The following is a 24,349-nucleotide window of genomic DNA, read 5'->3' on the forward strand; positions in this document are numbered from 1 at the left end:
GAATGACTCCGTGGTCCTCGACTTCCGCGTGCTGGGTCCGGCCGAGGTCACGGCAGACGGCCACCCGGTGCCGCTCGGGGGCAGCCGGCCGTTGATCGTCCTGGCCGGGCTTTTGCTGCGCGCGAACCGGGTCGTGCCGGTCGACGAGCTCGGCCGCTGGCTCTGGAACGACGACCGCCGCCGCTCCAAGGGCGCGCTCCAGACGTACGTCCTGCGCCTGCGCCGCGCCCTCGGCGACCAGGTCTCGATCCGCACCGAGAGCGGCGGCTACCTGATCGAGCTCGACGACGACCTGCTGGACCTCTCGCGGTTTCGCGCCCTCGCCATCCGGGGGAAGGCCGCGATGGACCGCGGCGAAAGCCGGCGGGCGGCCGCGCACTTCGCCGAAGCGCTCGGGCAATGGCGGGGCGCGGCGCTGCTGAACGTCGAGTCGGACGCGCTGCACCGCGACGAGGCCGGTCAGCTCGCCGAGGAACGGCTGCGCGTCCGCGAGCAGTGGGCGGACGCCCTGCTCGACGTCGGCGAGTACGGCACCGTGATCCCCGAGCTGACCCGGTTGACCAGGGAAAACCCGCTGCGGGAGCGGCTGCACGAGCAGCTGATGGTCGCGCTCTACCGGTCGGGCCGGCAGGCCGAGGCGCTCGACGTCCACCGCCGGATCAGCAGCGTGCTGGCCGAGGAGCTGGGCCTCGACCCCGGGCCGTCGCTGCAGCGCACCCGCCAGGCGATCCTCACCGGCAGCGAGGGCGCCGACCCCGCCCGGCTGGCGCGCTACCGGCTCGGCGCCGAACCGCAGGTGCCGCACCAGCTGCCCGCCGACCTGCGGGCCTTCTCCGGGCGGGAGTGCGACCTCAAGGCGTTGCACGCGCTGCTGCCGGAAGCGATCGACGCCGGCACGTCGACGCCGATCGCGTCCGTCGAGGGCATGGGCGGCATCGGCAAGACGACGTTGGCCGTGCACTTCGCGCACGAGATCGCCCACCGGTTCCCCGGCGGGCAGGTCTACCTCAACCTGCGCGGCTACGGGCCGGGCGAGCCGGTCGAGCCGTCGGCGGCGCTGGAGGCGATGCTCACGGCGCTGGGCGTGCCGTGCGAGGCGATCCCGGCCGACCTCGACGGCCGTGCGGCCAGCTGGCGGACGCACAGCGCCGGCCGGCGGCTGCTCGTCGTGCTCGACAACGCCAACCGCACCGAGCAGGTGCGCCCGCTGCTGCCCGGGCCGGGCTGCCTGGTCGTGATCACGAGCCGCTGGCAGCTGCGCGCACTGGTCGCGACGCACGGCGCGCGGCGGATCGCGCTGGAGGAGCTGGGCGAGGAGGACGCCGTCGAGCTGCTCGCGTCGACCATCGGCTTCGACCGGGTGGCGCGGGATTCCGCGGCGACCGAGCGGTTCGTCCGCTACTGCGGCGGGCTGCCGCTGGCGATCCGGATCCTCGCCGTGCGGGCGGCGCAGTTCCCCGACCTGCCGCTCGACGAGTTCGTCGACTCGCTCGAAGCCGACCTGCTCGGCTCGTTCGACCTCGCCGACGGTGAGGGGACGAACATCCGCTCGGTGTTTTCGTACTCCTACCAGGCACTGGAACCGCCGACGGCGCGGTTGCTGCGGCTGCTCGGGCTGCCCACCGGCGTCGACTTCACCGCGCCGGTGGCGGCCGCGGTCGCCGGGCTGGACGTGTCGGCGACGCGGCCGATGCTGGAAACCCTGGCCGCCGCGCACCTGCTCGCCCAGCCGCGGCCGGGTCGCTACCAGTTCCACGACCTCATCCGGGCATACGCCGGCGAAGTCGCTTCGCAGGTCGACACGCCTTCGCAGCGCGACGCCGCCCTGGATCGGCTGCTGGACTGGTACCTGGCGTCGGCGCTGAACGCGTCACGGCGGATGCGGCCGGAGCGCTACTACCGGCTACTGGACCTCGACGACCTGGACGGCGGCCAGACGTTCACGGCGTACCACGACGCGTTGGACTGGTTCGGCGAGGAAGCCGGCAACCTGATCGCCGCGGTCCACCTGGCGCGGCACCGCCGCGACGACGTCTGCTGGAAGCTGGCTTGGCTGCTGCAAAGCCACTTCGCGACGCGCTCGCGGCTCGACGAGTGGCGCTCGGTGTTCGCGGTGGCGCTCGAAGCCGCGCGGGCCGGCGGTCACCGGCCGGGCGAGGCGGGCATCCTGAGCGGGCTCGGCGTCGTCAACGGCGTCGCGCGGAAGTACGACGAGTCGCGGCGGTTCCTGGAGCAGGTGCTGGCGATCCAGCGCGAGCTCGGCGCGCGGGAGGGCGAGGCGCGGGCGCAGTACAACCTGGCGATGGCGGCGCACAACCTCGACGACTACGCCGGGGCGTACGAGCACGGCATGCAGGCGCTGGAGATCGTCCGCGAGCTGGGACTGGGGGCGTTCGAGGCGAGCGTGCTGCGGGCGTTGGGCGACATCTGCACGTCGATGGGCGACCACGACCAGGCGCTCCGGCTGGCCGATGCGGCGCTGGCGGTGCTCGGCCCGGACGGTGAGCCGGTGGACCGGAGGTTCACCCTGCACACGCGCGGGCTGGCGCTGGTCGGGCTGGGCCGGGTGGACGAGGGCATCGCTTGCATCCGCGACTCGGTCGCGATGTTCTTCGAGATGGGCGAGCAGTACGAGGCGGCGGACGTGCTGGCCCAGCTGGGGACGATCCACCTGCGCACCGGCGACCGGGCGGTGGCGCGGGAGTGCTGGGTCCGCTCGGTGCGGCTGCTGACGGAGCTGGGGCACCCGGACGCCGACGACGTGCGCGCGAAGCTGGCGGCTCTGGTGGGCACCGGGAGCTGACGGGGTGCGCGTGGCGGACCGCCCGCGTGCCGACCCCCAGTGACAGCACGCAAGCCGGTCCGGCCCGCCTGTCCACTCAAGCCGATGGCGCTCACTGTCCACTCACTGTCCTGTTCGCGTCACTGTCTTGCTCGCGGGGTCTTGCTCGCGGGGTCTTGTTCGCGGGGTGACGCCGAGCAGGTCGGCCAGGGTCTCGGCGTTGCGTGGGGCCTCGACCTTCACGTCGTTGTCGAAGTAGACGAAGACGTCGCGCTTGCCGTCGTCGTGCCAGGTGCGGATCTTGTCGGCCCAGTCGCGCAGGGCGCGGTCCGAGTAGCCGCTGACGTACAGCTCCTCGTCGCCGTGGAGGCGGAGGTAGGCGAAGTCCGCGGTCTGGTCCTCGAGGAACGGCCACTTGCCCGCGGTGTCGGCGACGACCAGGGCGATGCCGTGCTTTCGGAGGAGTTCCTTCGCCGCGGGCTCGGCGAAGCTCGGGTGCCGGACTTCGAGTGCGTGTCGCAGCGGTTTTCGCGGCCCGGCTTCCAGGTAAGGGGTTCCTTTCAGCTTGTCGTCGTGCTTCGTCGCCAGCTCGGCGGCGTCGGTCGTCGTGCGGGGCAGGAGGGCGAAGAAGTTCGCGAGGCGGTCGGGGTCGAACGTCAGTCTCGGGGGTAGCTGCCAGAGGAACGGGCCCAGTTTCGCGCCCAGGGCGAGGACTCCGGAGGCGTAGAAGTTCGCCAGTGCCGTTTCGACGTCGCGGAGTTGCTTCATGTGCGTGATGAAGCGGCCGCCCTTCACCGCGAAGAGGAAGTCGGACGGGGTTTCGTCGAACCACGCGCGGTAGCGCTCGGGGCGCTGCAGTGAGTAGAAGGAGCCGTTGATCTCGACCGTGTTCATGCGGCGGGACAGGTATTCGAGCTCACGTCGCTGGGCCAGACCCGGTGGGTAGAACACTCCGCGCCAGGGTGGGTAGCGCCAGCCTGACGTGCCTGTGCGGATTTCGGCGATTTTCCTCACCGCCTTTCCGCGGGGGGTGGTTCCCGGTCGGTGGTGGTTCCAAACTCTGCGGATCTTGGACGGGTGGACCGTGGGGTGGGACAGGTGACCTGATTTTGCGGACGGTCGTCTTGTGGGGCCTTTTCGTCGTTTGCTCATCGGGGGCCTGGGTTCTGCTGTAGGTGGAAGGCTGTTCTCGCCGGACGGGTGGGCTCTGGGTGAAAGGCTGTTCTCGTCGGTCGGGCAGGCTCTGGGTGAAAGGCTGTCCTCGCCGGACGGGCAGGCTCTGGGATGGCCTTGGGGGCTGCTGTCGGCTCGGCTTGCGTTGGGGGGCGCTGGGGGGCATCCCGTCGCCTGATCGAGGCCTATCACTTTGAGCCAGGCCCGCAAGCTTGCGCTTTCTTCTGGGCTTGGGCTGGTGGTTGCGGGCCTGGCTCAAAGTGATTTGACGGCCTCAGGCGACGGGATGACCTCCCAGCTCTCCTTTCGGGCACCGCGGCCTGCGGCCGCGCCGCGCGGCCGGCCTCGGCCTTCGGCCATCGGGCCTCATTCCGCGGCCGGCCTCGGATCTCGCCTCTCATGCCGTGGCTGGCCTCGGCCCCGCGCCTGTCTCGGATCTCGCTCCTCATTCCGCGCCTCATGTCGCGGCGGTCTCGGCCCCGCGCCTCGTGCCGCGCCAGCCTCGGCCCCCGCGCCTCATGTCGCGGCGGCCTCGGCCCGCGCCTCATGCCCAGGAGAACCGCCATACCCTCGACTGCACCAACCCCGAGGCGTACTCCCTCAGGTTCCCCGGCTGGCCTGCGAATGTCGGCAGGCTGAACGCCCGGTGCTCCGCTGCCACCGTCAATGCCCTCGCCTGGTTCCTCGGGGGTGCTGACACCGACAGCTCCAGCGTGTCGAACCCCAGCACCACCAGCGTTGCCCCGAAACGGTCCTCCCAGCTGCGCAGCACCGCCGACAGCTCGGCCACCTGGTCCGTGCACTTGATCATGCCCGTCCAGCCCAGCAGGGCCGGGATGTCCGCCGGGCGCTCGGTCTGGACCAGGCCCAGCCGGTGCGGGGCGCGCGCGGACAGGATTGAGCCCGTGTTGCCCGCCTCGGCCAAGGGGTCGGACCTGCGGGGGCTGCGCTTGGCCAGGCCCGGGAACCTCGGGCCGAACGGGCGCAGGCACGCGCCGTCGCAGCAGGAACTGTCCCACCAGCGGGCCAATGCTCCCGCCGCGTCTGCCGAGGCCACTCGGTGGCCTGCTGGGGCCAGGCGGCCTCGGTCGTCGATCCAGTCCTCGCCGTTCGCCGCGAAACGCTGGTCGTGGGGGATCAGCACCGGCCACAGCCCGGACCGCTCGAACTCGGCCACGCAGCCCAGGTAACGCTCGGGCCGGGTCAGTGGCAGGTCCGACACCCACAGCCTGCCGTGCCACGACCCCGGTGGCAGGGTCTGGACCGGTGGTGCGGGCGTACCGGGGCGGAGCGGTGCGATCGTCATGACGTCCCCTCGAACTTGTGTTCGGATGGTGCATGTCGAACAGTAGTTCGAGGGTCCGACAATTTCCAGCGATCTGGCCGCTCATCCGTTCGAGTGAATCCGCAAATCTGCAGGTCAGAGCGTTGCTGATACTGATGTGACACGAGGTGTTGCTGAGACACGCCACTGCGCCGAAGGGGTGGCCGGACGCCAGGAGACGAACACGACAGACCGGTCACCGGTGCGGATCTTGCCTGGGCCGTGATCGATTGCCAGGCTCGTCCAGGACGACGGTCCATCGGAGAGGGTGCATGGAGTTCCACGTGCTGGGGCAGGTCGAGGTGGCGGTCGACGGCCGCGTGATCGGCCTCGGCGGCCCGAAGCCGCGCACGCTCCTCGCGCTGCTCGCCGTGAACGCGGGGCACGTCGTCCCGCTGGAGCAGGTGATCGACGCGATCTGGGGCGAGGACCCGCCGGACCAGGCGCGCGCCGCCGTCTACACCTACGTCTCGGCCCTGCGGCGGGCACTGGCGGGCGGTGGTGACCCCGACGTGCTCGCGCGCAGCGGGGGCGGCTACCGGCTGGCCGTCGACCAGGTCGACCTGCACGTCTTCACCCGGGACCTGTCGGCGGGCCGTCGCGCGCGGGCCGCCGGTGAACCCGGCCGCGCCAGTGCCCTCATCCGGGACGCTCTTGCGGCGTGGCGGGGGACCGCGCTGGGCGGCACGCAGGGCCGGTGGGCGGAGAACGAACGGGCCCGGCTGGAGGAACTGCGGGTCGCGGCCCTGGAGGACCGCGTCGACGTCGAACTCGAGACCGGCGAAGGGGAGCCGCTGGTCCCGGAACTGACCTCCGCCGTCGCCGCGCACCCGCTGCGGGAACGGCTGCGCGCCCAGCTCATGCTCGCGCTGCACCAGAGCGGCCGCCGGGGTGACGCGCTCGCCTGCTACCAGGATGGCCGCCAGACGCTCCTCGGCGAGCTGGGGCTGGAACCCGGCCCCGTGCTGCAGGCCGCCCACGAACGCGTCCTGCGCGACGAGCACGACCCGCCCGCCGGCCGGCCGCGCCCCGAGGGCCGCCGGGTCCCGAGTCAGCTCCCGTTCGACATCGCCGACTTCACCGGACGGGCGCGCGAAGTCGCGGAGCTGACCCGGAAACTGTCCGAGGCGGCCGCCGGGTCGCGGTTGTGCGCCGTCTACGGCAAGCCCGGCTCGGGCAAGAGCACCGTCGCCGCGCACGTCGCGCACCGCGTGCGCGAGCACTTCCCCGACGGCCAGCTCTACGCGTCGCTGCGCGGCGTGCAGGTCGTCCGCGCCGACCCGGCCGAAGTGCTGGCCGGGTTCCTGCGCGCGCTCGGCGTGCCGGACCAGGACGTCCCGGCGCGGCTGGAGGAACGCGCCCAGCTCTACCGCACGATGCTCGCCGACCGGCGCATCCTCGTCGTGCTCGACGACGCTTCCGACGAACGCCAGGTCCGTCCCCTGCTGCCCGGCGGCCACACCTGTGCCGCACTGGTGACCAGCCGCGAACGCCTCGGCGCGGTCGGCGGCGCCACCCACCTGCACCTGCCCGTGCTGGACGAGCCGGAAGCGCTGGAACTGCTGAGCCGGGTCGTCGGCGGCACCCGGGTGGCCGAGCAGCCCGAAGCCGCCCGTGAGCTGGTGCGCCTGTGCGGCAACCTGCCGCTCGCCGTGCGCATCGCCGGCGCCCGGCTCGCCGCGCGGCCGCAGTGGAAGGTCGGCAAGCTCACCGAACGTCTCCGCGGCCAGCACCGGATCCTGCAGGAGCTGACTCTTGGCGATCTGGAGGTGCGCGGCAGCCTCTTCCTCAGCTACGACGGCCTGGACGAGCGGGAGCGCACCGCATTGCGCAGGCTCGGCCTGCTCGACGTGTCCTCGTTCGGCGCGTGGGTCGCGGCGCCGCTCCTCGGCTGCGATGGCCATGAGGCGGAGAAGGTCGTCGAGCGGCTCGTCGACGCCCAGCTGCTCGACGTGTCCACAGTGGACGACGGCGGCGCGGTGCGCTACCAGATCCACGATCTGACGCGCGCTTTCGCCCGCGAACGCGGGGAGGCGGAAGAGACCGCGGACGACGTCAAGGCGGTGACCGCCAGGGCCGCCGAGTGCTGGCTGGAGCTGGTCGAGCTCGCGGGCCGGCAGGCGCCGCACGTTCCCGCCGAGACGGGCGCGCTGGTCCGGTACCTCGACCCGGCCCGGATCGACGAGATCCTCACCGATCCCGACGCGTGGTTCGACGCCGAGCAGACCGGCCTCGTCGGCGTGGTCGAGCGGGTCAGCGGGCTGGACCTCACCGACGTCGCCACCCGGCTGGCCGCGGCGTTGTGCTCGTCGGTGTTCGCCGTGCGCAACCTGTTCGGCCAGTGGTGGCGCACGCACAACGCGGCTCTCGCGGCCGCGCGCCGGACCGGTGACCGGACCGGGGAGGCGAGGCTGCTCTCGGGCCTGGGCTGGCTGCGCTACGAGCAGGACCGCTTCGACGAGTCGATCGCCTACCACGAGCAGGCCCTCGCCGCCTACGAGCTCGGTGGCGACCGGCACGGGCAGGCCATGAGCCGCCTCGACCTCAGCACCGTGCAGTGCGAGTACGGCCAGTTCGCCCAGGCGCGGCAGTCCCTCGACCTCGCGCTTCCCGAACTGCGCGAGCTGGGTGAGGAGCAGGCGGTCGTCCAGGCGCTGCACGGGCTCGGCCGCGTCCTCACCGAACAGGGCGAGCTGGACGGCGCTCTGGTCGCCGTCGAGCTCGCGGCGGCGGGATACGCGAAGACGGGCGACGCGACCAGCCGGGCGGTCGCCCTGCGCTCGGTGAGCCTCGTGCACCGCGCCGCCGGACGGCTCGGCGAAGCGGCCCGTTACGGCCAGGAGGCGGTGGACCTGCTGCGCGACGTCGGTGACCCGCTGATGTCCGCCTACGCCGTGCAGGCGCTCGCCAAGGTCCGCGTCCGCCAAGGTCGCGGTGAGGAGGTGCGCGACGCCATGCGCGCGTGCCTGGCGACGTGCCACGAGATGCAGGACGGCTTCGGCCAGGGCCTGATGCTGCGCACCCTCGGCGAACTGGAGCTCGCCGCCGGACGGTTCCCCGAGGCGCGCGCCCACCTCGAGCGGTCGGTCCAGTGGTGGGACGCGCTCGTGCTGCCGGTCTGGCGGGCGCGCACCCTGCGCGATCTCGCCACGACGCTCGACGCCCTCGGCGAGACGGCGGGCGCCGAAGCGGCGTGGGTGGAAGCCGAGGGCCTCTTCCGCCTGCACGGCAGCCGCGAGGCGCGGGAGCCACGACGTCTCGCCGACGCGGTCCGTCCGGTCGGCAGCTGAAGAACGGCTTTCAGGTTTCTTTGACCCCGCCGGGAGAGGCTCTTCCCGTCCCGAAGGAGAACAGGGGGCGGTGCGCGGCACCGCACTCGGGACGGTGCGGATCTTTCCCACGGTGAAGAAGGGATCAACCATGTCTTCGGTCAGGATCACGTTGACCACCGCCGCGCTCGTCGCGGGCCTCGCGGTCGGCGGGCTGCCGGCGAGCGCGTCGGCCGGGGAGCTGCCGCCGGGCGCCCAGCGCATCGGGGTGCTGGCCGGCGGGCAGCTGCTCGTCAAGGAGGGGAACCTGTACGACTCCTGGGTTCCGGAGATCGACGGGGTGAAGAAGTTCGAGATCGCGGGCGACCGGATCGGCGTGCTGACCGCCGATTCGCGGCTGCTGGTCAAGGAAGGCAACCTCTGGACGAGCTGGGTCGAGGAAGCGAACAACGTCCGTGACTTCCGGCTCGCCGGCAACCGGATCGGCGTGGTGCGCAACGACACCACGGTCGCGGTCAAGGACGGTGCGCTGGACGCGGCCTGGGTCGAGGAGACCAGCGGCGTCAAGGACCTGGAGCTGACCCCGAACCGGGTCGGCGTGGTGTTCGAGAACGGCCTGGCGACCGTCAAGGAAGGCAACCTCTACGCACCCTGGGTCGACCAGATGGGCGGGGTCGCCGACCTCGAGCTCTCCGCCGACCGGGTCGGGGTCCTGCGGACCGACGGCACCGTGGCGGTCAAGGAGTCCAACCTCTGGTCGAACTGGGTCGAGGAGACTTCCGGCGTCAAGCAGCTGAAGCTTTCCGGCAGCCGCATCGGCGTCGTGCTCGACAACGGGCTGGCGACCGTCAAGGAGGGCAACCTCTACGCGGGCTGGGTCAACCAGCTCCCGAACGCCGCCAACCTGCAGATCGCCGGTGACCGCATCGGCGTGCTGCGCACCGACGGGAGCGTCACCGTCAAGGACGGCGGCCTCTACGGGACGTGGGTCGAGCAGATCGGCGGCGTCCAGCAGCTGGCCCTCGCCGCCGCAGGCACGCCCTCGACGGGTGGCCAGGTGTCGCTGGCCGACATCACCGCCGTCTACGGCTCGACCTACGCCACGGACACCGTCGCGGCCGGGCTGCCGAGCCTCAACGCCGAGATGACGGCCGGGGGCATCACGACGCCGAGCCGCAAGGCCGCGCTGCTCGCCACGCTCAAGCACGAGAGCGGATTCCGCTACAACGCGGGCGAAGCGGGCCACTCCGAGCCGTACCGGGGCCGCGGGTTCATCCAGCTGACCGGCGACTTCAACTACCAGGCCGCGGGCAACGCGCTCGGCCACGACCTGCTGAACCACCCGGACGACGCCGCGACGCTCGACTGGAGCGCCAAGGTCGCCCGCTGGTACTGGGGCTACCGCAACATCAACGCCGCCGCCGACAACTACGACATGGGCGCGGTCGGCCGGGCGATCGGCTACTCCTACGCCCTCGACCCGACCGAGTCGCTCAACCGCTGCGCCGACTACAAGAAGGCGCTCGCCTACTTCAACGGCGGCTCGCTGCCCGTCGCCGACGGCGCGATCAACTGCACCCGCTGATCCCCTTTTCCCGCAAGGAGAACGCCATGTCGCTCAAACGCGCCACCACGACCGTCCTCGCCGCCGCGGTCCTCGCCCTGCTGGGCGCGGTCCCGGCCCACGCCGACACGCGCACCGACGTCCGCGACCTCGCCGCCGCGAACCTGCACAAGCAGACCTGCAGTACGAACAGCCTCGGCGGCACCGGGTTCATGGACAGCTGCCGGATGCAGTGGGCGTGGTGCGCCGACTTCGTCAGATGGGTGTGGGGCAACCGGAACCTCAACGTCGACCGGCTGACGGCCGCGGCGGGCAGCTTCTACCTGTACGGCCAGCAGAAGGGCACGCTGCACACCGATCCCGGCTACGTCCCCCAGGTGGGTGACGCGGTCGTCTTCAACTACCAGGGCAACGGCTACGCCGACCACGTCGGCATGGTCGACACGGTCAACGCCGACGGCACCATCCGCACGATCAACGGCAACTGGGGCAACGGCGGCCCCGGTAGCACCAGCGTCCAGTTCGGGTCCGGGCCCGGCCGGGTCGGCCAGTACCTCGCCGGGCAGCAGATCTCCGCTTTTGTCAGCCCGGTCGGGCTGTCCGAGCCCGGGAAGCCGGTCACCCCGCGCCTCGGCGTGCGGTTCGGGGACAGCTCGGTGCAGGTGAAGGAGGGCAACCTCTTCGAGGGCTGGACGAACGTCTACGGCGGCGGCGCCGTCAAGTCCGAAGTGCACGGTGACATGGTCGGCGTGCTCACGAGCGCGGGCGACCTGTTCGTCAAGCAGGGCAACCTGTACCAGCAGTGGGTCCACCAGGCGAGCGGCGTCAAGGACTTCGCGCTCGAGTCGTCGGCGGGCCGCATCGCCGTCCTGCGCACCGACGGCACGGTAGCGGTCAAGGAAGGCGGCCTGCAGGGCGGCTGGGTCGAAGAGACCAACAACGCCAAGGAGGTCGAGCTCTCGGGCGACTACATCGCCGTCGTCGACAACAACGGCGCGGTGTTCGCCAAGCAGGGCAACCTGTACGCGGGCTGGGTGAACGAGCTGGGCGGCGGGGCCGACGTCGAGGTGGACGCCAGCACGGGCCGGCTCGCGGTCGTGCGCAACGACGGTTCGCTGACGGTCAAGGAGGGCGGCCTGTACGGCGCTTGGGTCGAGCAGACGTCCGGGGTGAAGCAGGTCGACCTGTCCGGCGACTACCTCGGCGTCGTCTTCACCGACGGCCTCGCGTCGGTCAAGCAGGGCAACCTCTACGCGGGCTGGATCAACCAGCTCCCGGGCGCGGCGAAGATCGAGGTCGACGCCCCGACCGGCCGGGTGGGCGTGCTGCGCGGAGACGGTTCATTGGCGGTCAAGGACGGCGGCCCGTACGGCGCGTGGGTCGAGCAGACCAGTGGGGTGGGCGACTTCCAGCTCACGAGCTACTGATCCGGCGGTGAGTGCGGGCCACGTCGAGGGGGCGTGGCCCGCACTTCCGTGTCTCGGTCAGAGCGGCCGGAGCAGGTCGTCCGCGTCCACGATGTGGTACGCGTACCCCTGCTCCGCCAGGAAGCGCTGCCGGTGCGCCGCGTACTCCGTGTCGACCGTGTCGCGCGAAACGATCGAGTAGAAGTGCGCCTGGCGGCCGTCGCCCTTGGGACGCAGGAGCCGGCCCAGTCGCTGGGCCTCCTCCTGGCGCGAACCGAACGTCCCGGAGATCTGGATCGCCACCGACGCCTCGGGCAGGTCGATCGAGAAGTTCGCGACCTTCGACACGACCAGCGTCTTGATCTCGCCCCGGCGGAACTTGTCGAAGAGCTCTTCGCGTTCCTTGTTGCGGGTCGCGCCCTGGATCACCGGGGCGTCGAGCTCGTCGCCGAGCATCTCCAGCTGGTCGAGGTACGCGCCGATCACCAGCGTCGGCTCGCCCGCGTGCTTCGCCACGATGGACTTGATCACCGGGGTCTTCGTCAGCGCCGTCGCGGCCAGCTTGTACCGCTCGTCGGCCTCGGCCGTGGCGTACTCGAGACGCTCCGCGTCGGTCAGTGTCACGCGGACCTCGGTGCACTCCGCCGGCGCGATCCAGCCCTGCGCCTCGATGTCGCGCCACGGCACGTCGTAGCGCTTCGGCCCGATCAGCGAGAAGACGTCGCCTTCGCGGCCGTCCTCGCGCACGAGCGTCGCGGTCAGGCCGAGGCGGCGGCGGGACTGCAGGTCCGCCGTCATCCGGAACACCGGCGCCGGCAGCAGGTGGACCTCGTCGTAGACGACCAGGCCCCAGTCGCGCGAGTCGAACAGCTCCAGGTGCCGGTACTCGCCCTTGGTCTTGCGGGTGACGACCTGGTACGTCGCGATGGTGACCGGCCGGATCTCCTTCTTCTCGCCGGAGTACTCGCCGATCTCCTCTTCGGTCAGCGACGTCCGCGCGATCAGCTCGCGCTTCCACTGCCGTCCGGCGACCGTGTTCGTCACCAGGATCAGCGTCGTGGCCTGCGCCTTCGCCATGGCCGCCGCGCCGACCAGCGTCTTGCCGGCACCGCACGGCAGCACGACGACGCCGGAGCCGCCCGCCCAGAACGCCTCCGCGGCCATCCGCTGGTAGTCGCGCAGGTGCCAGTCCTGCTCGTCGAGCGCGATCGGGTGCGCCTCGCCGTCGACGTACCCGGCGAGGTCCTCGGCCGGCCAGCCGACCTTCAGCAGCGCCTGCTTCAGCCGCCCGCGCTCGGACGGGTGCACGATGACCGTGTCCTCGTCGATCCGGGCGCCGAGCATCGGGCTGATCTTCTTGTTCCGGGAGACCTCGGTCAGCACCGCGCGGTCGGTGGTCGACATCACGAGGCCGTGCGCCGGGTGGTTGGCGATCTGCAGCCGGCCGAACCGGCCCATCACGTCGACGACGTCGATCAGCAGCGGCTGCGGCACCGGGAAGCGCGAGTACGTCGTCAGCGCGTCGACGACCTGCTCGGCGTCGTGGCCCGCGGCGCGCGCGTTCCACAAGGCCAGCGGCGTGATCCGGTAGGTGTGGACGTGCTCCGGCGCGCGCTCGAGCTCGGCGAACGGCGCGATCGCGACGCGCGCGTCACCGGCCTGGGGGTGGTCGACCTCCAGGAGCACGGTCTTGTCGGACTGGACGATCAGCGGGCCATCAGTCACAACTACTGTTATACGTGGCTCGCTCCGGCTCGCTCCCGTCGCGGGTCGCCGGTGGGACGATCTGCCGAGGGGATCACTGGAGGGCACGTTGACCACACCACCGTTCGACGACAACCCGTTCCGGTCGCCGGACCACGCGACGCCGTCCGCGCCGATGCCGCCGGTGCCCGGCAGGCAGCCGATCCCGAACTGGTTCACCACGAAGGTGAAGATCACGCTCGCCGCGTGCGTCGTCCTGGCGCTGGCCCTGGGTTCGCTGGGTGCGCTGGCCGTCTACTGGGCCGACCGCAGCGGCCCGCCCGGCGACGGTGACTGCCTGTACCTGACGCGCGAGAGCGCGGGCAAGCTCGCCTACCACCGCGTCGGCTGCGGGACGGACAGCGCGACCTACAAGGTCGACGCCACCCGCACCGGGTCCTCCCGCTGCTCCTCCAACGGCTACGTGCGGTTCAAGACCACGGCCGGCATCGGCGCCGAGCGGACGCTCTGCCTCGCCCTGAACGTCCGTACCGGCGACTGCCTCCGCGATGCCGACGACGAGGTCACGATCGCCAAGGTGAGCTGCTCCGACCCGGCGGCGACGGAACGCGCCGAGGTCTTCACCAGTTCCCGCGACCCCAAGGACTGCGAAGACGCCGACGACATCCGGATCTACTCCGGTCCGCCGATGCGCGTGGTGTGCCTGGCGCCGCCGGGCGAGAACATCTAGCCGAACCAGCGGCCCAGGTCCGCGGGGTCGGCGGCGTGGCCGTCCGGCCGGATCAGCAGGTGCCGGCCGCGGTACCCGGCGTCGGCGGTGGCCGCGCGGACGACGCGGACCTGCCCGCGGAAGCCGGGTGGCGTGGGGTGGTCGCCGAGGTCGAGGAGCAGCCCGCGGCCGTCGTGCAGCAGCGCCGAAAGCCGCGTCGGACCGGCTGAAGTCGTCAGGTCGAGGTCGGGGACGCGTTCCGGGTGGCCGAGCCCGGACAGCAGGCCGCTGAAGTAGCGGTTGCCGTCCGGCGTTCGCATGAGGTCGACGACGATCTCGCGCAGCGCTTCGACGTTCTCGCCGCGGCCAGGGGCCGTGAACACGCGCTGCGCCGCCGTGTGCCGCAGGACGCGCTCGGCGGCCGGGTGGCGTTCGTCGTGGTAGCTGTCGAGCAGCCCGGCCGGTGCCGTGCCGCGGACCGTCGCGGCCAGCTTCCAGCCCAGGTTGAGCGCGTCCTGGACGCCGAGGTTGAGCCCTTGCCCGCCGAGCGGCGGGTGGATGTGCGCGGCGTCGCCGGCGAACAGGACCCGGCCGTGCCGGTAGCGCTCCAGCTGCCGCGTCGCGTCGTTGAAGCGCGAAGCGCCGTACACCTCGCCCAAGCGCGTCTCGGCGCCGTACAGAGCTGTCAGCGCTTCGGTGACTTCGGTGTCCGAGACCGGCGCGTCGCGGCCCGGCTGCGTCGTCGTGGAGCCGAAGACGAACCGGTGGGCGCCGTCGCCGAGCGGGGTGAGCATCGACCAGTAGCCGTTCGCCTGCCGCGTCACCTGGCTGAAGTGCGCGGCGCGGGCCGGGACGAGGTCGGAGGCGGCGGCGAGCCGGACGTGCGCGAGCGTGGCGACGTAGGTCTCGGTGCGGCCGGGGAACGGCACCCCGAGCAGCCGCCGGACGGTGCTGTGCGCGCCGTCGCAGGCCACGAGCCAGCGGGCCCGGTGCCCGTCGACCGTGACGCCGTCGTCGGTGGTCTCGATTTCCGTCACCTCGTGGCCGCGCTCGATGACGGCGCCGTGCTCGACGGCGTGCTCGGCCAGCATCGCCTCGACGTCGTCCTGCGTGCGGTTGAGGACCCGGGGGTGGCGGGTGTGCCAGACGCTGTGGTCGAGCGGGACCGGCAGGCCGGCGAAGTGCCCGCTGGGGCCGTCGCTGTCCGTGCCGGTGTCCAGGCCGCGCAGGTCGAACAGTTCGGCGGTGCGGGGCTGAAGGCCGACGGGTCGCGGCAGGCCCGGGCCCGTCCGGCGTTCGAGGACGGTCACGTCGACCCCGGCCAGCGCGAGCTCGGCGGCGGTCATCAGGCCGGTCGGGCCGGCTCCGGCGATCAGGACGTCGGTCATCGGGCACTCCTCAAGTAGACTGAGTGCAAAAGTAGGCCAAGTGCAAGTATGCCGACAGCTAATAACTGTTCTGGTCGGGGAGCAAGGCCTGGACGTCGAGGCGGTCCGCGAGCTGGCCCGAGTTGTGCATCAGGTCCGCGACGCGCTGCAGGCGGATGCCGTTGAGCGATGTCGGGTACGAGCCGAGCGAGATCAGCGCCGCCGTGGTCGGGTCGATGTCCGAGAACTTCGGCAGCGAGTCGCGGATCACGGCCGGGTCGGTCGCGGTCTGCTGGGCCGCGCCCAGCGCCTTGCGGAACGCCGCCAGCGTGTGGGGGTTGGCCTGCGCGAACGGCTTGGCCGACGCGTACGCCGACAGCGGGAAGTCGAGCGTCGCGCCGCGGGCGCCGTCGGCGAGGATGTGCGCGCCGAGGTCCTTCTCGGCGCGGGTGATGTACGGCTCGATCATCAGGGCCGCGTCGACGTCGCCCGACTGCAGGGACTGGGGCATCGCGTCGAACCCCACCTGCTTGAACTTGATCTTCGCCACATCGACCCCGGCTGTCCCGAGCACCGATCGGGCGGCCAGCGCGCCGATGTCGTCGAGCATGTTCACCGCGATGTCGGGGTTCTTCTTCGACGTTGGCACGGTGTAGTCGGAGCCGGGCAGGGTGACCAGCGCCATCGTGTTGGGGCCGGACGTGTAGGCCTCGCCCTGGAGCTGCAGGGCCGTCCCGCCGGCCGCGGCGCGGAACAGCGCGATGTCGGAGCCGAACGTGACGTCGAGGTCACCGGCGGTCAGCTTGGCCAGCCCGTCCTCGCCGCCGAGCTCGACGAGCTGCACGTTCAGGCCCGCGGCGCCGAACTTCCCGGCCGCGACGGCGATCCGCAGCGGGGCCGTGTCGATGGCGTTGCCCACACCGACGCGCAACGTGGTCCGTTCCAATTGCGGCGGGGTGGCGGTCGCGCCGGAAGAGAACACGCTGCAGCCGGCGGTCGCCAGAAGTGCCGCCACCAGCGGAATCGTCCGTCCGCGTCTGATCATGAACCTTCACCTACCGCGAGAATCTGGTTCTCGTGCTGGATCGTATGGTCCGCGCCCCATACGATCGCGGGCAGGGCCGTATCGCGCCAGCGCGGCTTTCGGATCTTCATCGAGCGGGCTACCGTTCAGTAGGTTCGAGTGTCGTCAGGTACGCGGGTTCCCGCCCGCGGTGGAAGAGGAAACCAGGTGACCCGTCGCGATCAGCGTCCCCCCAAGGGCGACGCGGCGGATCCACGTCCGGCCGGTGGCCGGTGGCGGCTCCGGAACTGGCGTCTCGGCACGAAGCTCTTCGCCGTCCTCCTCATCCCCGCGCTCGCGGTGATCGGTCTCGTCGGCCTGCGCATCAGCTCGGACCTGCGGGACGCCCGGCAGCTCGCCGAGTTCGCCACCCACGACCGCGTCGACAGCACGGTCGCCGAGGCCCTGCACGAGCTGCAGCGCGAGCGCGACCTCACCGTCCGGTTCGTCGCCCAGGACCGCCAGGGCGACACCGCCGACCTCACCGGTCAGCGCAAACGCGTCGACCAGGCGATCGGCACGTTCGAACGGACCCTCGCCGACAGTAAACCCCGCCTGGACGCCAAAGCGGCGGAAAGCCTGCAACAGACCGATGACAGGTTGCGCGTCCTCGGTGGTCTCCGCTTCTCCGCGGAACATTCGGCGTTCCCCGCCGACGCCGTGCTGCGCTCCTACAGCGAGCTGATCTCCGGCCTGCTCGACATCGGCGACTCGGCCGCCGCCGACGTCGCGGACCCGGAGCTCGCGCGGCTGCGCCTGGCCGGCAACGCACTGGCCCGGATCAAGGACCAGATGTCGGTCAAGCGCGCGGTGCTGGCCGAGGCGCTCGCCGCGGGCAGCCTCAACCGCGACCGCACGCGCGCGCTGCTCGGCGCCGAAGCCGAGCTCGCCGCCGCGCGCAACGACTACCGCACCTTCGCGACGCCCGAACAGCAGCGGATGTTCGACGACACGGTGATCGGCCTGGTCGTCGACATCGGCAACGACATGGTCGAGTCCGCGCTCACCCGCACCGAGAACGGCCAGAACCTCAACGGTCTCGACGCGAACCAGTGGGATGTCTCGGCGACGCACACGGTGAACCTCGCCCACCAGGTGCAGCAGGCGCTGCTGGTCCAGTTGCAGGAACGCACGGACGCCCTGGCGGCGCAGGCGCGCGCGGCGGCGATCTGGGACGGCGGCGTCGTGCTCGGCGTCCTGCTCGTCGCGGGCGTGCTGTCGGTCGTCATCGCGCGGTCCCTGTTGCGCCCCTTGCGAATCCTGCGGCGGACCGCCCTCGAGGTCGCCGAGCACCGGCTGCCCGCGGCCGTGCAGAACCTGCTCACCGATCCCGAGCCCGCGCCCGAGAACCTGCGGAAACGGCTCGCCGTCGCCCCGGTCCCAGTGTTCACGCGCGAGGAGCTCGGGCAGGTGGCGCGCGCGTTCGACGCGGTGCACGGCGAAGCCGTCCGGCTGGCCGGCGAGCAGGCGATGCTGCGCGAGAACGTCAACGCGATGTTCGTCAACCTCTCGCAGCGCAGCCAGGACCTCGTCGAGCGGCAGCTTTCGGTGCTCGACCGGATGGAAGCCGACGAGCAGGACCCGGACACCCTCGCCGGGCTCTTCGAGCTCGACCACCTCGCGACGCGGATGCGGCGCAACAGCGAGAACCTGCTGGTGCTCTCCGGCCAGGACTCGGCGCGCGAGGACGCCGGCGCCGTCTCGGCCGACGAGATCATCGGCGCCGCGCTCTCGGAGGTCGAGCACTACCAGCGCATCGAGCTCGGCCCGGCGCCGCAGGTGGCCGTGCGCGGGGAGGCCGTCAACGACCTCGTGCACGTCGTTTCGGAGCTGCTGGAGAACGCGACGAGCTACTCCGGCAACACGACGGTCACCGTCGCGAGCGCCGAAACCCACGACGGCGACTGGCAGATCGAGATCATCGACCACGGCGCCGGCATGCCCCAGGCCGAGATCGACCGCACCAACGCGCGGCTCGCGCACCCCCCGGACGTCGACGTCGAGGTGTCCCGCCGGATGGGCCTGTTCGTGGTCGCGACGCTCGCCACGCGCCACCGCATCGACGTCAGCCTGAGCGCGGGCCCGGACGGTGGGCTGATCGCGACCGTGCTGGTGCCGACCGGCCTGATCGTCGAGCTGCCGCCGATGCCGGGGCCGCCGCCGCCTGCCGAGCCGGCCGCGGCCCCCGAACCGGAGCTGCTGGCGCCGCTGGCCCCGCTCACGCCGCCGGAGCCCGAGCCCGAGCCGGAGCCGGAGGAGCTGACGCCGCCGTCGATCGAGGCCGGGCCGCCGCGCCGGGCGCCGGTGGTGGCGCGCGACCAGAGCCCGCAGTGGCCGACCGCGGACGACGACTCGCACCTGGACCTCGACGCCCCGACCGAGCGGATGCCGGCCTACCGCGACGTTCTGTCGCGCTGGTTCGACGCGTCCGCGGCGCCCGGGGCGACCGGGGCCTCCGAGACGCCCCGGCCGGCGGTGGAACCGCGTCCGGTGGCCGAGCAACCGCGAGCCGTCCAGCCCGAGCCGCGCCACGCGCTGGCCGCCGCACCCCCGCCGCCTCCTCCACCACCTCCGCCGCTTTCACGGGAAAGCTCCGGGCCGAGCCCGGACGACGAGGACACCGAGCCGCGGCTCACGCCCGTCGCGCCGCCGCCGGCCGCGATCGAGCCCGACTACGAGTGGCCGACGCCGGCCGAGCTGGAGCAGGAGGACGGCGCCGAGGACACCTGGCCGTTCCTGCAGGCCGCCGATTCGGCGGCGAGCCCCGGAGCGGTGCCGGAGCAGCGGCCGATACTCTCTCTTTCCCCGGAAGCGGTGCGCGAGCGGATGACGAGCCTTCAAGGCGGCTTCCGGCGAGGGCGTCATGCGAGGGGAGACGACACCCGGAACCAGTGAAACGGATGAGGCATGAGCTCGAAGACGCCCCTGCTGGAAGTGATCGCGCTGGACGCGGCGGACGCCGAAGGCGCGCAGGCGGGCGGGGCCGACCGCCTCGAACTGGTGACGGACATGGCGCAGGACGGCCTGACGCCGACGATCGAGACCCTGCGCGACGTGCTTTCGGCGACCGACCTCCCGGTGCGGGTCATGTTGCGGGACAACGGTTCTTTCGCCATCGGCGACCTCGAAGGGCTGCGTGCCGACACCGCCCGGCTGATCGACGCGGGCGCGCGCGAGTTCGTCTTCGGGTTCCTCAACATCGACAGCGAGATCGACCTGGACGCCTGTGAGGCGCTCATCAAGGAGGTCGACGGTCTGCCGTGGACGTTCCACCGCGCCATCGACCGCACGCGGGACCCGTTGCGCGCGTACGACCAGCTGGCCGAGCTGGGCTGTGACACGGTGCTCGCGGCCGGGCACCCGAACGGGGTAGGCAGTGGGCTTTCCGTGCTGCAGCGACTCGCGCAGCGCGACAGCGGACCGGACCTGCTCGTCGGCGGCGGCCTGCGCGCGCAGCAGGTGCACCTCTTGCGCGCGGGCGGGGTACGCGGGTTCCATGTCGGGAGCGCGGTCCGGCCCGGCGGCTGGCAGGCTCCCGTGGACGCCGAATCGGTGCGCACGTGGGTCGAACTCGTGAAATCCTGATCGACTTCCGGAATTCTCGGAACATCGGCGGGATAAAACGATTTCCCGCCGATGTTTTCGTGTGCGGGTAATCGGGTCCTTTACGATGAAATTGCATTCTGCTCGTGCAGGAGCCGAACCGGCGCCGCGCGTGCGGCTGCACGCGCATTTCAGGATATGACCTGGTTGGTGGCTGATTTCGGGGCGATCGGCTGGCTACGGTGGTCCGGAATTTGACGATCCGGGCGATCATCAGGAATCGATCTGCAGTGCGGGAGGCGGCGCCGTGTGCGCGCGTATTCAGTTCGAGAACTCGTGGCGTGGACAACAGGAAACCAGGACTTCGACCATGCGGTGGATTTCTGTCGCGCGGCAGCGGTTGATTCTCCGCGGCTGTCGCCCGACGGTGTCCGGACCGAGCCGGAAGGCCGGATCGTGACCGGCGCGCTACCGCGTCAACGCGGAACCGGACCCTCCGAAGACGAGTTCGCGAAGCTGGGGCTCGGCGGCTCGCTCGCCCTCACGGGCCTGCTGGCCGCCGTCAAGATCGCGGAAACCGCCACGGGCGTGGTGCTGACCGCCGCCGGGGTGCTGCCCGGCGCCAGTCCCTCGAAGGAGCGGGCTCCGGCCTGGCCTGGCGGGGAATGAACGGGAGCTGCCCGGCAGCTCTCTACGGACGGAGGGCTGCCATGGACGGCAGTGGAGGGCGGGACGACCGGCGTGGCGCACGCGTGGGTCTCGCCGACGCGCGACGGCTCGAGGACGTCGTCGCCGAGCTCAGGGGCTTGGACTACCGCTACGGCGGCGGTGCCTGCCAGGTGGCCGTCGAGTCGCGGCTGCCCGCGGCCGTCGCGTTGCTGGACGGCGTGACCAAGACCGTCGTCCTGGCGAGGCTCTGCACCGCCGTCGCCGACCTGTACAACCTGGCCGGCTGGACGAACTTCGACCAGGACCGCCCCGCCGCCGCGCTGGCCGCGTTCGCGCGGGCGCTGGACCTGGCCGTGCAAGCCGGGAACGACGACCTCCAAGCCAACATCCGGTACCGCGTCGGGCGGCTGCACCTGCACTACGGCGCGGTCGACGCGGCGCTGGCGGAGTTCGCGCGGGGCCGGGAGGCCGCGTTGCTGGCGCACTCCAAGCTCGCGCTGGCGATCCTGTCGGCCAACCAGGCGTGGGCGCACGCCAAGAAGGCCGACGTCGCCGAGGCGCTCACCTACCTGCGCCGCGCCCGCGAGGAGTTCGCGGAGGCCGAGGGCCGCGAGCCGTCGCCGTGGGACGCGTTCTTCGGGGCCGCTGACATGGCGGCGATGGTCGGCACGGTGCACGGCGAACTGGCGCAGGTGGTCGACATCCGGCACGGCCGCGACGGCATCCCCGCGCTCACCGACGCGATCGCCGGGTACGGCCGGGGCATGACGCGCAGCCGTTCGCTGACCTTGATCTGGCTCGCCACGGTGCACGCGCTGGACGGCGACCTCGACGTCGCCACCGCCGTCGGCGAGGAGGCGATCGAGCTGGCGGTCGTCCTGCGGTCACCGCGGACGCGGCACCGGCTGCACTCGCTGTCGGCGGCGGCCCGCCGGTTTTCCGGCAATGCGGACGCAAGGGAGATCGTCGACCGAGTCGGCGATCTCGGGCAATCCGGACGATAATCGAATGGCCATGGCGAGGTAAACCGTCCGGAAAATGAAAATGGGAACCGCGAAAGGGCAGACAAAAGTAGGTTCCTCGGTGTGACAGCGGTTTCTTATGCTTCTCGGCAACCTGCGGCGAGTATTGCGACGCAGGCCCGGTCCCCACCGCCGAGAGGAAATTCCCCATGCGCTTGCGCAAGCTCGTCGCGGCCGCCGTGCCGCTGCCGGCGTTGCTCGGCCTCGCCGTGGTCGTCCCCGCCGCCGCGGCGACGGAACCCCTGGTCACCCTGGCCGACAACGCCGCCCCGCTCGTCGGCAGCGCCCGTGCCGGAGACGTCGCGGACGGGCAGCGGATCACCGCGGCCCTCTCCTTGAAACTGCACAACCAGCAGGCGCTGGAAAAGTTCCTCGCCGACGTCCAGAACCCGGCATCTCCGCAATACCACCGTTTTCTGACCCCGGATCAGTTCAATGCGGAGTTCGGTCCGACCCAGGCCGACGTCGGCAAGGCCGTCTCATTCCTCGAGAAGGCGGGTGCCACCGGGATCGAGGTTTCCGGCAACCGTCAGGCCATCACGTTCACCGGCTCGGCGGCGCAGCTCGAATCGGCGTTCCACACCCGGATCGGGACCTACCACGACCAGGCCTCCGGCCGGAACTTCTTCGCCAACGACGCCGCGCCGACCGTGCCGGCGGACGTCTCGGGCGTCGTGGGCAACGTCGTCGGCCTCGACAACCACGCCCTGCGGACGCACACTGCCGCCGTCGCGAAGCCGAACGTCGTCAAGGCGGTGACCCCGCCGGTGCTCAAGACCGCTTACGGCACCAGCGGTCTCTCGGCGACCGGCAGCGGCGTGAAGGTCGGCTTCGTCGAGTTCGACGGCTACAAGAAGGCCGACGTCACCCAGTACGACAGCACGTACGGCCTTTCGGCGGGCTCGGTGACCACGGTTCCGGTGAGCGGCGCGAACTACGACTCCGCGCCGGGCGACGGCCAGATCGAGGTCGAGCTCGACATCGAGGTCGTGCACGCGCTGGCGGCCGCGGCGAACGACTACGTGTACGAGGCGCCGAACAGCAGCGCCGGCGAGCTGGCGATGTACCAGAAGATCGCGTCCGACCACACGGTCAACGTCGTCTCGATCTCTTGGGGTGCTTGTGAATCCGCGGAGGGTTCGAGCGCGGCGAAGAGCGTCAGCAACGCGATCGCGACGGGCACGGCGGAGGGCATCTCGTACTTCGCGGCGGCGGGCGACGACGGCACGACCGACTGCTACCGCCAGACCGGGTCGACGGCGAAGGCCGTGGACTTCCCGGCGTCGAGCCCGAACGTGACGGGCGTCGGCGGCACGCAGCTGACGGTGACGTCGTCGAACGCGTACAGCAGCGAGAAGGCCTGGAACGACGGCGCGTCCAACGGTTCGACGGGTGGCGGCATCTCGACGGTGTTCACGGCGCCGTCGTGGCAGTCCTCGCAGAGCACGACGTACCGCAAGGTCCCGGACGTCTCGGCCGACGCGGCGAGCGGTTCGGGCTACTACATCTACACGGCGGGTTCGTGGGAGACGGTGTGGGGAACGTCGGGCGCGGCCCCGCTGTGGGCGGCGTTCGCGACGCTGCAGAACCAGGTCCACGGCGGCGGCCTGGGCAACCTGAACCCGAAGTTCTACTCGATCGGCAACGGATCGTCGTACGGAACGGGCTTCCACGACGTGACGACGGGCAACAACACCCTGCACGGGACCACGGGTTTCAGCGCGGGCACCGGGTATGACCAGGTGACGGGCTGGGGGTCGTTCAAGGGCAGCGGCTTGTCGGGCCTGATCGGCTGAGTCCTGGTTGTGGGCCGGGGCTGTCGCGTTGGTGCGACAGCCCCGGTTCCGGTTTTTGTCGGTGCCCGGTGACAGACTGCGTGCATGGCAACACTGGTAGCGACACCGAGGTCCCGCGCGCTGGGCTTCGGCCTCCGCGCGGCGAGGGTGGCGCGCGGCCTCGGCCTGCGCGAACTGGCGCGGCTGGTGGATGTCGCGCCGCAGGTGCTGTCGCATTGGGAGAGCGGGACGAGGGTGCCCCGGGTGGAGCAGGTGGGGTTGATCCTCGGGGCGATGCGGGTGGAGCCGGTGGAGCGCGGTCGGTTGCTCGAGTTGGCGGAGTACGCGAAGGAGCCCAACTGGCTCGAGCGCACGTCGTTCGCACTCGGCAGCTACCTCGAGTACGAGCGAGCCGCCAGTGCGATGGTCAACTGGGAGCCGCACCTCGTCCCGGGGCTGCTGCAGACTTCCGAGTACGCCCAGGTGATCTTCGGATCGCACGGCTTGCCGCGTCAGGAGGTCGATCGGCTGACCCGGATCCGCCTGCGTCGGCGGGAGGTGCTCACCGGTCGGCACAGGCTGAGTTGTTCCGTGTTGGTCGGCGAGGAAGCTCTCCGCCGCACTCTCGGCGATCCCGAGACCATGGCTGGCCAGCTCCGGCACCTGGTGCAGGCTGCGCGACTCGAGAACATCAGTCTCCGTGTGGTGCCCTCGGACTCCGGGTACCACCCAGGCCTCAAAGGATCGTTCGTGCTGTTCGACTTCGCGCAGCTCCCACCGGTGGTGCACATCGAGCACCTGCGCGGGAACTCGCACCTTTACGACCGCGAATACGTGACCGACTACCGAGTGGCGGCCACGACCATGACCTCCCTCGCGCTGACCGAACTCGATTCCCACCGGTTCATCCAGACGGTGCTCGTCGAGCTGGGGCGGTGATCGATCAATGCGGCCGCTTGGCGGGCTTTCCTTCGCAAGA

14 protein-coding genes and 1 pseudogene are annotated in these 24,349 nt (G+C 71.3%); 10 read left to right on the top strand and 5 right to left on the bottom strand.

Annotation, left to right across the window (positions count from 1 at the left end):
* Positions 1-10 precede the first annotated feature (10 nt).
* Positions 11-2,803, top strand: a complete 2,793-nt coding sequence (locus AA23TX_RS00460) for an AfsR/SARP family transcriptional regulator (RefSeq protein WP_155540631.1) — start codon at positions 11-13, stop codon at positions 2,801-2,803.
* Between the two features lie 102 nt (positions 2,804-2,905).
* Here AA23TX_RS00460 and AA23TX_RS00465 read toward each other — a convergent pair whose 3' ends face one another.
* Together AA23TX_RS00465 and AA23TX_RS00470 are read right to left on the bottom strand one after the other, a co-directional pair.
* On the bottom strand, positions 2,906-3,796 hold the full coding sequence (locus AA23TX_RS00465) for a DUF72 domain-containing protein (RefSeq protein ID WP_155540632.1): 891 nt from the start codon (positions 3,794-3,796) through the stop codon (positions 2,906-2,908).
* 703 nt (positions 3,797-4,499) lie between these two features.
* Positions 4,500-5,261, bottom strand: a complete 762-nt coding sequence (locus AA23TX_RS00470; protein ID WP_155540633.1) for a DUF4253 domain-containing protein — start codon at positions 5,259-5,261, stop codon at positions 4,500-4,502.
* A gap of 290 nt (positions 5,262-5,551) precedes the next feature.
* On the opposite strand from AA23TX_RS00470, the gene AA23TX_RS00475 reads away from it, so the two are divergent.
* The 3 genes from AA23TX_RS00475 (at position 5,552) to AA23TX_RS00485 (ending at position 11,539) form a co-directional block, all read left to right on the top strand.
* Positions 5,552-8,569 (top strand): AfsR/SARP family transcriptional regulator, encoded by a 3,018-nt coding sequence (locus tag AA23TX_RS00475; RefSeq protein WP_155540634.1) that lies wholly within the window; start codon positions 5,552-5,554, stop codon positions 8,567-8,569.
* A gap of 130 nt (positions 8,570-8,699) precedes the next feature.
* On the top strand, positions 8,700-10,133 hold the full coding sequence (locus AA23TX_RS00480) for a glycoside hydrolase family 19 protein (RefSeq protein ID WP_155540635.1): 1,434 nt from the start codon (positions 8,700-8,702) through the stop codon (positions 10,131-10,133).
* A 26-nt stretch (positions 10,134-10,159) separates the two neighbouring features.
* Complete coding sequence (locus AA23TX_RS00485) at positions 10,160-11,539, top strand: CHAP domain-containing protein (RefSeq protein WP_155540636.1); 1,380 nt, start codon at positions 10,160-10,162, stop codon at positions 11,537-11,539.
* A 57-nt stretch (positions 11,540-11,596) separates the two neighbouring features.
* Here the strand turns inward: AA23TX_RS00485 and AA23TX_RS00490 are convergent, their stop codons facing one another.
* Entirely contained in the window at positions 11,597-13,243 is a 1,647-nt protein-coding gene (locus tag AA23TX_RS00490) for a DNA repair helicase XPB (protein ID WP_155540637.1), read from the bottom strand.
* 88 nt (positions 13,244-13,331) lie between these two features.
* Between AA23TX_RS00490 and AA23TX_RS00495 the strand changes: the two genes are divergently transcribed.
* Positions 13,332-13,952, top strand: a complete 621-nt coding sequence (locus AA23TX_RS00495; RefSeq protein ID WP_155540638.1) for an LppU/SCO3897 family protein — start codon at positions 13,332-13,334, stop codon at positions 13,950-13,952.
* On the opposite strand, the gene AA23TX_RS00500 is transcribed toward AA23TX_RS00495, so the two are convergent.
* Both AA23TX_RS00500 and AA23TX_RS00505 read right to left on the bottom strand, forming a co-directional pair.
* The gene (locus AA23TX_RS00500) at positions 13,949-15,319 is read right to left on the bottom strand and encodes an FAD-dependent oxidoreductase (RefSeq protein WP_155540639.1); all 1,371 of its coding nucleotides are present in this window, start codon (positions 15,317-15,319) and stop codon (positions 13,949-13,951) included. The two genes, AA23TX_RS00495 and AA23TX_RS00500, sit on opposite strands and share 4 nt — an antisense overlap.
* Positions 15,320-15,377: 58 nt before the next feature.
* Entirely contained in the window at positions 15,378-16,343 is a 966-nt protein-coding gene (locus AA23TX_RS00505) for an ABC transporter substrate-binding protein (protein WP_155540640.1), read from the bottom strand.
* Between the two features lie 186 nt (positions 16,344-16,529).
* Here AA23TX_RS00505 and AA23TX_RS00510 point away from each other — a divergent pair, with 186 nt between their 5' ends.
* The 5 genes and pseudogenes from AA23TX_RS00510 to AA23TX_RS00535 all read left to right on the top strand — a co-directional run bounded on the left by AA23TX_RS00510 (position 16,530) and on the right by AA23TX_RS00535 (position 24,309).
* The gene (locus tag AA23TX_RS00510) at positions 16,530-19,256 is read left to right on the top strand and encodes a sensor histidine kinase (RefSeq protein ID WP_196425128.1); all 2,727 of its coding nucleotides are present in this window, start codon (positions 16,530-16,532) and stop codon (positions 19,254-19,256) included.
* Positions 19,257-19,268: 12 nt separating this feature from the next.
* Entirely contained in the window at positions 19,269-19,946 is a 678-nt protein-coding gene (locus AA23TX_RS00515) for a copper homeostasis protein CutC (protein WP_155540642.1), read from the top strand.
* A gap of 503 nt (positions 19,947-20,449) precedes the next feature.
* Positions 20,450-21,577, top strand: a pseudogene (locus AA23TX_RS00525) (NsdA family TPR-like regulatory protein); the annotation flags it as partial.
* A gap of 167 nt (positions 21,578-21,744) precedes the next feature.
* Positions 21,745-23,391 (top strand): S53 family peptidase, encoded by a 1,647-nt coding sequence (locus AA23TX_RS00530; protein ID WP_155540643.1) that lies wholly within the window; start codon positions 21,745-21,747, stop codon positions 23,389-23,391.
* An 84-nt stretch (positions 23,392-23,475) separates the two neighbouring features.
* Positions 23,476-24,309, top strand: coding sequence for a helix-turn-helix domain-containing protein (locus AA23TX_RS00535; protein ID WP_155540644.1), 834 nt, complete (start codon positions 23,476-23,478; stop codon positions 24,307-24,309).
* Positions 24,310-24,349 lie beyond the last annotated feature (40 nt).

This window comes from Amycolatopsis camponoti, assembly GCF_902497555.1.
Classification (GTDB): domain Bacteria; phylum Actinomycetota; class Actinomycetes; order Mycobacteriales; family Pseudonocardiaceae; genus Amycolatopsis; species Amycolatopsis camponoti.

Excerpts from the sequence above, each read along its gene's own strand:
- AA23TX_RS00500 (WP_155540639.1), bottom strand. The coding sequence starts at position 15,319 with ATGACCGACGTCCTGATCGCCGGAGCCGGCCCGACCGGCCTGATGACC.
- AA23TX_RS00470 (WP_155540633.1), bottom strand. The coding sequence starts at position 5,261 with ATGACGATCGCACCGCTCCGCCCCGGTACGCCCGCACCACCGGTCCAG.
- AA23TX_RS00530 (WP_155540643.1), top strand. The coding sequence starts at position 21,745 with ATGCGCTTGCGCAAGCTCGTCGCGGCCGCCGTGCCGCTGCCGGCGTTG.
- AA23TX_RS00475 (WP_155540634.1), top strand. The coding sequence starts at position 5,552 with ATGGAGTTCCACGTGCTGGGGCAGGTCGAGGTGGCGGTCGACGGCCGC.
- AA23TX_RS00480 (WP_155540635.1), top strand. The coding sequence starts at position 8,700 with ATGTCTTCGGTCAGGATCACGTTGACCACCGCCGCGCTCGTCGCGGGC.
- AA23TX_RS00535 (WP_155540644.1), top strand. The coding sequence starts at position 23,476 with ATGGCAACACTGGTAGCGACACCGAGGTCCCGCGCGCTGGGCTTCGGC.
- AA23TX_RS00515 (WP_155540642.1), top strand. The coding sequence starts at position 19,269 with ATGAGCTCGAAGACGCCCCTGCTGGAAGTGATCGCGCTGGACGCGGCG.
- AA23TX_RS00485 (WP_155540636.1), top strand. The coding sequence starts at position 10,160 with ATGTCGCTCAAACGCGCCACCACGACCGTCCTCGCCGCCGCGGTCCTC.
- AA23TX_RS00505 (WP_155540640.1), bottom strand. The coding sequence starts at position 16,343 with ATGATCAGACGCGGACGGACGATTCCGCTGGTGGCGGCACTTCTGGCG.